Origin of the sequence: Paenibacillus chibensis, assembly GCF_004001045.1 — a bacterium.
GTDB classification, from domain to species: Bacteria; Bacillota; Bacilli; order Paenibacillales; family Paenibacillaceae; genus Paenibacillus_AQ; species Paenibacillus_AQ chibensis.
Genome location: NZ_BIMK01000076.1, coordinates 1 through 505, shown reverse-complemented (window position 1 = coordinate 505; position 505 = coordinate 1). Strand labels below are relative to the sequence as shown.

Annotated in this window: 4 tRNA genes; all 4 read left to right on the top strand. The window is 51.1% G+C overall.

Annotation, left to right across the window (positions count from 1 at the left end):
* Positions 1-17 precede the first annotated feature (17 nt).
* The 4 genes from PCH05_RS27125 (at position 18) to PCH05_RS27110 (ending at position 494) form a co-directional block, all read left to right on the top strand.
* Positions 18-93, top strand: a tRNA-Asn gene (locus PCH05_RS27125).
* A 4-nt stretch (positions 94-97) separates the two neighbouring features.
* A tRNA-Ser gene (locus PCH05_RS27120) sits at positions 98-189 on the top strand.
* A gap of 9 nt (positions 190-198) precedes the next feature.
* A tRNA-Glu gene (locus PCH05_RS27115) sits at positions 199-273 on the top strand.
* A 145-nt stretch (positions 274-418) separates the two neighbouring features.
* Positions 419-494, top strand: a tRNA-Val gene (locus tag PCH05_RS27110).
* Positions 495-505: the final 11 nt, after the last annotated feature.

Here is a 505-nt window from a genome sequence, read left to right as displayed (position 1 = left end):
CCTGAATTGAATATTGTTCCCTGATAGCTCAGTTGGTAGAGCACTCGACTGTTAATCGAGTTGTCACAGGTTCGAGTCCTGTTCGGGGAGCCATTATGGAGAGGTGTCCGAGTTGGCCGAAGGAGCACGATTGGAAATCGTGTAGGCGCCAAAAGCGTCTCGAGGGTTCGAATCCCTCTCTCTCCGCCATTATAGTTTGGCCCGTTGGTCAAGGGGTTAAGACACCTCCCTTTCACGGAGGTAACAGGGGTTCGAATCCCCTACGGGTCACCATGATTACTTTGCTTCGATTGGGGATGAGAACCCATCAGGGTTCGTCGGAGCGTAAACTTCGGAAAGATTGCTTCGCAGTCTCGAACGAAGTGAGAGTATCCCCTACGGGTCACCATTATTGTTTCAACAAGAAGTATAATCCCATGGAGGCTTAGCTCAGCTGGGAGAGCATCTGCCTTACAAGCAGAGGGTCGGGGGTTCGAACCCCTCAGCCTCCACCATATAACTTTTA